The following is a 7653-nucleotide window of genomic DNA, read 5'->3' as shown; positions in this document are numbered from 1 at the left end:
CCACGATCGTGGTGCCCTTGCTCGCGCTCGTGCTGTGGCCCGGCCCGGCACCGCTGTGGCTGCTCGCGGTGCTCGTGTCCGGCTACTCGATCGGCGGACCCGGCAGCGGCGTCGGCTTCGACTTCCCCCGCACGGACCTGGCCCGGCACCGCCTGGGCACCGCCACTGGCGTGGTCATCATGGGCGGGTTCCTCGGCGGACTGCTCGCGATCCTGCTGATCGGCGCGGTGCTCGACCTGCGCGCCCCCGACGGCGACTACACCCTCACCGACTTCCGCGTCGCCTTCGCGGTGCAGCTGCCGATGCTCGCGATCGGCGTGGCGGGAATGCTCATCACCCGCCGCGCGCTGCGGGCCCGCATGGCCAGGGCCGGGGTGCGCGTACCGCCGTGGCGGGACGTGTGGCGTTCCGGGCGCTGGCGCCGAATCTGACGCGGGGCCGACGGGGGAGTGCGGGCCGTCGGCCTGTCGTGATGGGCGCCTGTTGGGGTGCCAGGGTAGCCGCCCACCGCGCCCCCGCCGGCCCCTTTGAACCGTGCCGCTTGAACCGTGCCGTGCCGGTCCCGTAGCCTTGCCTCAACACCTTTATTTCAAGGAGGAACAATGTCGTTCACGCTGGGCATCGTCGGGATCGGGCAGTTCGGCTCCCACTTCGCAGAGCTGTTCGCCGCCCACCCGGACATCGAGGCGATCTACGCCGTGGACTCTGTCCCCGAGCGCATCGACGCCGTCGAAGCCCGCGGCACCCGCTTCGCCGGCCGCTTCGACACGCTCGAGGACCTGCTCGCCTCCGACGTGGACGCCGTCGCGATCTTCACCCAGCGCTGGACCCACGGCGAGCACGCCCTGGCCGCCCTGCGCGCCGGCAAGCACGTGTACTCCGCCGTGCCGATGGCGATCGCCGAGGACGAGATCCGCGCCACCACCGAGGAGGTGCAGCGCACGGGCCTGGTCTACATGATGGGCGAGACCAGCCAGTACAACGCCGCCGTGGTGCTGGCCCGCCGGATCCACGCCACCGGCGCCTTCGGCGAGGTGTTCTACGCCGAAGGCGACTACGTGCACGACATGGACCTCGGCTTCTACGACGCCTACAAGTACTCCGGCGGTGAGGGGTGGAAGGCCACCGCCTCCTACCCGCCGCTGCTGTACCCCACGCACTCGATCGGCGGGATCCTCGGCGTGATCTCCGAACGTCACGCCGTGTCCGTCTCAGCGCTCGGTCGGCCCGACACCCGCGGCGACGGCGTGTTCGACAAGGACGTCTCTATGTTCAATAACGACGTCTCCAACGCCTTCGCCCTGTTCGGCATGGACAACGGCGGCGCCTTCCGCACCAACGAGCTGCGTCGCGTCGGCTACCCCAGCCACCAGCGCGAAAGCCGCTTCCGCTTCTTCGGAGAGGCCAGCTCCTTCGAGGAGACCATCGAGACCACCTACTGGCATGACAAGCAGCGCGTGCTGGACGTGACCGAGCTGATCCGCACGGACGCCACCATGAGCCTGGATGACCCGCGGCTCGCAGATGTCTCCCCGACGCTGCGGGATGCCTTCGTGGCCGGTGCCGCCCGCGTCCACCACCAGGAGCGCCTGCCCAAGGAGTTCCAGGGCCTCCCCAACGGCCACGAGGGCGCGCACCACTTCCTCGTCGATGACTTCGCGCGCGCCGTCGTGGACGGGAAGCAGCCGATGGTCAACGCCTGGCAGGCCGCCCGCTACACCCTGCCCGGGGTGATCGCCCACCAGTCGATGAACCGGGACGGCGAGCGCCTGCCCATCACCGACCTGGGCGACTGCCCCCTGCCGGTGCAGGACCTCGACGTCGACCAGGAGCCGCTGGACCTCGAGGCTCTGTTCGCGGCCCAGGAGGCACGGAAGGGCTCCGCTATGCAGTGAGGAGCTGCCGGGCCGTGACCGGGAGCGTGCTTCCTCTCAGTCGGCGTCCGACTCGGTGTACGCCAGTCCCAGCAGCGTGCCGTCCTCGGCCACGGTGATCTCCGCTCGGGTTGCACGTCCGGTGCGTTCCTCGATCCGGGAGACATGCAGGACACGCCCGATCAGCCTGGCCTGCGGGGGGCCGGCGCGGGTGAGCTCCCCGTACACCGCCGGGACGGCGTCGAAGGCGCGCGCCACGCCGCCGGATCCCGCCATGCGGCGGATATGGGCGGAGGCGCGTTGCTCCAGCTCCTCGTAGCGGCGCTCCGCGGCCGCATCCAGCAGGCCGACGGCAGTGGCCACCTGGGAGGCGGAGGGATCCGGCTGCGGGCGCGTGACCTTGAGGGGCACCTGGCCCCCGAACCGCTTCTGCGCGGCCTGCCGTGTAATGCCCAGCTGCTCCCCGATGGTGGCCCAGGTCATCCCGGTGGCGCGGGCCTCGGCGACGAACAGGTGCAGGGTGCGTTCGGCGGTATCGGCAAGATGGGCGGCCGCCGCGAGCGACTGCTGGACCTGGGCGCCCGGTGCGTCGGCCAGCGGCCCCAGGCACAGGGCCGAGGCCACGCTGATCTCATCGCGCAGTCGGGAACGTTCGTCCATGGTGGCATTGTCTCGCGCCCCGGGTCCCGTGGCTGCGCGACGTCGAGCCTAGAGCGCATCGGGGGTCTGCGGGCCGTGCGGCTGCGGCCCGAAGGTGCCCCGAGCCCCTCGCGGCATGATCAGGTAGGCGGCGAACACCGTCAGGGCGATCCCGATCACCCCCAGCGGGGTGTCGATGAACCAGTTCATCTGCTCGAGCGTTCCCTGGGTCGCCACGATGGACACCGCCAGCCCCACGGTGCTGTTGAGCGTGGAGTGTGCGAAGGCCGCGGGCAGGGGGTTGCCGCCCGCGCGCTCGGTGATCGCCCCGAAAAGGAAGTGCAGTGCCACACACGCGATGATGAACATGCCGATCGCCAGAGGGCGGGGCGCTCCGGGGTAGTTGTGTCCGATCAGCGTGATCGGCAGGTGCCACAGCGACCAGATGAGAGCACCCACCACGATCGCCCCGGTGAAGCCGAGGGGCTTCAGCTGCCGCCACAGCCAGCCGCGCCAGCCGATCTCCTCTCCCAGGGCGGGGATCACGGAGACGAGCAGGTTCACGGCGGTGAGAGCCAGCACGACGGTCACGGCGACCGGCACGGGCATCTCGGCGCCGGCGTCGGCCATCGCGATGGTCGTCGCATGTGCCCAGGTGCTGCCGGTGAGATCACCCGGCACGCCGCGCAGCACCATGATCACGGCGGAGGCGGCGTTGATCGCCAGCATCACCAGCACGGCCAGCGGGATCCAGAGCGCCAGGCGCTTCCAGCGACCGCGGAAGCGCAGCCCCACCTCATCCCGCCAGGAGCCCCTGGTCACCAGATTCACCACGATCACGGTGGCGATCGCAGGGGCGAGCATGCCTGCGGACAGCACCCATGAGTACAGGGGGTGGGCGATACCACCGGGCAGGAACCAGAACGGGGCAGCGCTCAGGGCGAGCAGCGCGTAGGCGATCGCGGCGAAGATCAGCACCGGTTTCCAGGGGACCGAATGAGGCGGGGGCAGCATCTCGGCGGGTCGGTGTGCGGGATGGGGGCTCATGGCAGGAGTGTGATGCGACAGCCACCAGGAAGTCAACTGATGGTTGACATGCGCGGGCCTGCGGCCAGGATCGACCGCTCCTTGTGTAGTGGATGGTCCTCGCACGGTGGGATGCGCGGCTGCCGGAGAGTCCGCTGATGCTGGTGTACGTCGCCCTGCCCTGCATCCTCCTCGCCGTGGTGACCCTTACAGCTGGGATGCGCGCGTGGCAGTCGCGTCCAGCTGCCGCGATCGTGAGCAGCAGTGGTCCCCACGGCGCGCCGGAGTCGGTCGGCGAGGCTCCTCCCTCTCACCCTACGGAACCGTAGGTTACGATCGAGCGGTGAGCGCGTTCTCGACCACCATCCCGCCTGTCGCCGACCAGGAGCCGATGACCCAGCTCCTGGCTCCCGACGGCACCCGCACCCCCCACGAGGAGTTGGACGCCGTCCTGGCGGGGCACAGCACCGCATCCCCCGCAGGTGCCGCTAAGGGCGATGCGTCAGCGACCGCCGACCCCGGACCGGACCTGGCCTCCCCGGAGCGCCTGCGCGGCTACTACCGCGACATGGTGATGATCCGCGCGGCAGACCTCGAGGCCACCTCGCTGCAGCGGCAGGGCCAACTGGGCCTGTGGGCCAGTGCGCTCGGGCAGGAGGCCGCGCAGATCGGCGCCGGGCACGCGGCCCGCACCCAGGACTACCTCGTCCCCACCTACCGCGAGCACGGGGTCGCCTGGGCGCGCGGCATCGAGCCGATGCGCCTGCTGGAGATGTACCGCGGGATCTCCCACTGCGGCTGGGACCCGTACGAGCTGCGCACCCACCCGTACATGATCGTGCTGGGCTCCCAGGCCCCCCATGCCGTGGGCTACGCCATGGGCCTGCAGCGCGACGGCCTGGTGGGAACCGGCGACCTCGACAGCGACACCGCGGTGCTGGCCCTGTTCGGCGACGGCGCCTCCAGCGAGGGCGAGGTCTCCGAGTCCTTCACCTTCGCCGCCTCCTTCCAGGCACCGGTGGTGTTCTACACCCAGAACAACCAGTGGGCGATCTCCGTGCCCACCTCCGTGCAGACCCGGGTGCCACTGGCCCAGCGCTCCCGCGGCTGGGGCATCCCCTCGATCCGGGTGGACGGCAACGACGTGCTGGCCGTGCTCGCCGCCGTGCGCTCGGCCATGGACGCGGCCCGCGCCGGGGAAGGGCCCCGCTTCATCGAGGCCATCACCTACCGCATGGCCGCCCACACCACCAGCGACGACGCCTCCCGCTACCGCAGCAGCGAGGAGGAGCAGCAGTGGGCCGACAAGGACCCGATCCTGCGCCTGCGCCGCCACCTCGCCCAGCTCGACGAGATCGACGAGACCTACGTGAAGGCCTGCGAGGAGGAGGCCCACGACCTCGCCATGCGCCTGCACCACTTCATCCACGACATGCCCGATCCGGACCCGGTAGCCATGTTCGACCACGTCTACGCGGAGCCCCATCCCGTGGTGGAGCGCGACCGCGAGCAGTACCTGCAGTACGTCGCCCAGTTCGAGGACGACGCAGACAGCACCGAAGGATCCGGCGCGACGGGCGGGGGGAGCGGCCGATGAGCACCACCAGCAGCACTCTTCCCATCGCCAAGGCGATCACCGCGGGACTGCGCGACGCCATGCGCGCCGATGACCGCGTGCTGATCATGGGGGAGGACGTGGGCGTGCTCGGCGGCGTCTTCCGCGTCACCGACGGTCTGCACGCCGAGTTCGGCTCCCAGCGGGTGGTCGACACCCCGCTGGCCGAGGCCGGGATCGTGGGCACCGCCGTGGGCCTGGCCTACCGGGGGTATCGGCCCGTGGTGGAGATCCAGTTCGACGGCTTCGTGTTCCCGGCCTTCAACCAGATCACCACCCAGGTCGCCAAGATGCACTACCGCACCCAGGGCCGGGTGAGCCTGCCGATCGTGATCCGCATCCCCCACGGCGGCGGCATCGGCGCGGTGGAGCACCACTCCGAGAGCCCCGAGGCACTGTTCGCCCACACCGCGGGACTGCGCATCCTGGCCCCCGCCACCAGCCAGGACGCCTACTGGATGACCCGCCAGGCCATCGAGAGCGACGACCCGGTGATCATGCTGGAGCCCAAGCGCCGCTACTGGGTCAAGGGCGACGTGGATCCCGACCACCGGCCCGAGCTGTCCCCCTGGGAGGCAGCCGTGGCCCGCCCCGGCACCGACGCCACCCTGCTGGCCTGGGGCCCCAGCCTCCCGCTGGCCCTGGAGAGCGCCGAGGCCGCGGCGGCCGAGGGCGTCGACCTCGAGGTGATCGACGCCCGCTCGCTGGCACCCCTGGACCTGCCCACGGTCTACGAGTCGGTCAAGCGCACCGGCCGCCTGGTGATCGTGCACGAGGCCCCCGTGCTCGGAGGTCTGGGTGGTGAGATCGCCGCCCGCGTGGCCGAGGAGTGCTTCTACCACCTGGAGGCGCCCGTGCTGCGAGTGGGCGGCTACCACACCCCTTACCCGCCGGCCCGCATGGAGCACGCCTACCTGCCCGATCTGGACCGGGTGCTGGACGCCGTGGATCGCGTCCTCGCACACTGACTGTTCCCACCCCCGTGGAAGGATCACCCCATGGCTGACCCCACCGACCCCCAGGCATCCGGCTCCGCGCCCGACAGCCGGATCGTCCGCATCAATCTCACCGACCCCGGTGAGGGCCTCACCGAGGCCGAGATCGTCGACATCAAGGTCTCCGTGGGCGACACGATCGCCATCAACGACGCCGTGATCGAGGTGGAGACCGCCAAGAGCGCCGTCGAACTGCCCAGCCACGTCGCCGGCACCGTCACCAAGGTGCTGGTGTCCATCGGCCAGGAGGTGCCCGTCGGCGCCCCGCTGTTGGAGATCGACACCAGCGGCGGCCCCGCCCCCGAGAAGAGCCCTGCCGCCGGAGACGCGGTGGAGGCCACCCCGCAGGAGACCGCCCAGGCCGCGGAGCAGGAGCAGGACCAGCCCAAGAACCTGGTGGGCTACGGCGCACCGTCGGCCCCCCAGCGCCGCCGGCGTCGCCGCACCGCCCAGGAGGAGGACACCCAGGTCCCCATCGACCGGATCCTCGCCAAGCCGCCCGTGCGCAAGCTCGCCCGCGACCTCGGCATCGCGCTCGCCGACGTGCTGGCCACCGGGCCCGATGGCACGGTCACCCGTGAGGACGTGCTGGCCGCCCAGCAGCGCGCCATGAGCGGCGACACCGTCACCGTGTACGACGGCCAGTACTTCCCCGAGGAGTCCCCGCAGGCCCCCGAGGGCCTGGACGGCGCCATGAAGTCAAGCCGCCACCAGCCCTTCGCCGGCGTCACCAGCGACGAGCGCACCACCCGGGTCCCGATCCGCTCGGTGCGCAAGCGCACCGCTGAGGCGATGGTGGCCTCCGCCTTCACCGCCCCGCACGTGACCGTGTTCAACGAGGTCGACATGACCACCGCCACGCGCATCGTGCAGCAGCTGCGCGGTTCGCGCGAGTGGTCCGGGGTGAAGGTGAGCCCCCTGGTGGTGGTGGCCAAGGCGCTCCTGGTGGCGATCCGCCGCAACCCGGAGGTCAACGCGTCCTGGGACGAGGACGCCGGCGAGATCGTCTACAAGCACTTCGTGAACCTCGGCATCGCCGCGGCCACGCCGCGGGGGCTGATCGTCCCGAACATCAAGGACGCCCACCTGATGACCCTGCGGGAGCTGGCCGAGGAGATCGACGAGCTCGCCAAGACCGCACGGGCCGGTCGCACTCCGCTGTCGGCAACCCGCGGGGGCACCATCACCATCACCAACTTCGGCGTGTTCAACATCGACTCGGGCACCCCGATCCTCAACCCCGGCGAGTCGGTGATCCTGGGGATCGGCGCCATCAAGGAGAAGCCATGGGTGGTGGACGGCCAGGTGGTGCCCCGGCAAATCGCACAGCTCGCCCTGAGCTTCGACCACCGCCTGATCGACGGGGCGCTCGGCGCGGAGCTGCTGCGGGACATCTCCGCGGTGCTCGAGGACCCGGCGCTCGGGCTCGTGTGGGGGTGAGCGCGGGCGCGTGAGCCCGTCGGCTTGTGCACCGGCCCGCTGACTGCCGCGCTGCACCGGCTCC

The 7653-nt window shown here is 71.0% G+C and carries 6 protein-coding genes and 1 pseudogene; 5 read left to right on the top strand and 2 right to left on the bottom strand.

Annotated elements, in window-relative coordinates; genetic code table 11:
- Both CJ197_RS00360 and CJ197_RS00355 read left to right on the top strand, forming a co-directional pair.
- Nucleotides 1-431, top strand: a pseudogene (locus tag CJ197_RS00360) (MFS transporter); the annotation flags it as partial.
- A gap of 171 nt (nt 432-602) precedes the next feature.
- Nucleotides 603-1895 (top strand): Gfo/Idh/MocA family protein, encoded by a 1293-nt coding sequence (locus CJ197_RS00355; RefSeq protein ID WP_102234792.1) that lies wholly within the window; start codon nt 603-605, stop codon nt 1893-1895.
- Between the two features lie 36 nt (nt 1896-1931).
- Here the strand turns inward: CJ197_RS00355 and CJ197_RS00350 are convergent, their stop codons facing one another.
- Together CJ197_RS00350 and CJ197_RS00345 are read right to left on the bottom strand one after the other, a co-directional pair.
- A complete protein-coding gene (locus CJ197_RS00350) occupies nt 1932-2534 on the bottom strand; it encodes a hypothetical protein (RefSeq protein ID WP_102234791.1) in 603 nt (200 codons plus the stop codon).
- Between the two features lie 48 nt (nt 2535-2582).
- The gene (locus tag CJ197_RS00345; protein WP_102234790.1) at nt 2583-3560 is read right to left on the bottom strand and encodes a CPBP family intramembrane glutamic endopeptidase; all 978 of its coding nucleotides are present in this window, start codon (nt 3558-3560) and stop codon (nt 2583-2585) included.
- Between the two features lie 322 nt (nt 3561-3882).
- Here CJ197_RS00345 and CJ197_RS00340 point away from each other — a divergent pair, with 322 nt between their 5' ends.
- The 3 genes from CJ197_RS00340 to CJ197_RS00330 are packed head-to-tail and all read left to right on the top strand — an operon-like array spanning nt 3883 to nt 7589.
- Nucleotides 3883-5136: a thiamine pyrophosphate-dependent dehydrogenase E1 component subunit alpha gene (locus CJ197_RS00340; RefSeq protein WP_233190556.1), complete on the top strand. Its 1254-nt coding sequence runs from the start codon at nt 3883-3885 to the stop codon at nt 5134-5136.
- The gene (locus CJ197_RS00335; RefSeq protein WP_102234789.1) at nt 5133-6122 is read left to right on the top strand and encodes an alpha-ketoacid dehydrogenase subunit beta; all 990 of its coding nucleotides are present in this window, start codon (nt 5133-5135) and stop codon (nt 6120-6122) included. Before CJ197_RS00340 ends, CJ197_RS00335 begins: the two co-directional genes overlap by 4 nt.
- 30 nt (nt 6123-6152) lie before the next feature.
- Complete coding sequence (locus CJ197_RS00330; protein WP_102234788.1) at nt 6153-7589, top strand: dihydrolipoamide acetyltransferase family protein; 1437 nt, start codon at nt 6153-6155, stop codon at nt 7587-7589.
- Nucleotides 7590-7653: the final 64 nt, after the last annotated feature.

The organism is Brachybacterium sp. UMB0905 (genome assembly GCF_002871795.1).
GTDB lineage: Bacteria > Actinomycetota > Actinomycetes > Actinomycetales > Dermabacteraceae > Brachybacterium.
Note: the sequence above shows the minus strand (reverse complement) of the source record. Positions and strands in the feature narration are given on the sequence as shown.

Bases quoted from the DNA above. Each gene is read 5' to 3' on its own strand.
- CJ197_RS00345 (WP_102234790.1), bottom strand. From the start codon at position 3,560: ATGAGCCCCCATCCCGCACACCGACCCGCCGAGATGCTGCCCCCGCCT.
- CJ197_RS00335 (WP_102234789.1), top strand. From the start codon at position 5,133: ATGAGCACCACCAGCAGCACTCTTCCCATCGCCAAGGCGATCACCGCG.
- CJ197_RS00355 (WP_102234792.1), top strand. From the start codon at position 603: ATGTCGTTCACGCTGGGCATCGTCGGGATCGGGCAGTTCGGCTCCCAC.
- CJ197_RS00330 (WP_102234788.1), top strand. From the start codon at position 6,153: ATGGCTGACCCCACCGACCCCCAGGCATCCGGCTCCGCGCCCGACAGC.
- CJ197_RS00350 (WP_102234791.1), bottom strand. From the start codon at position 2,534: ATGGACGAACGTTCCCGACTGCGCGATGAGATCAGCGTGGCCTCGGCC.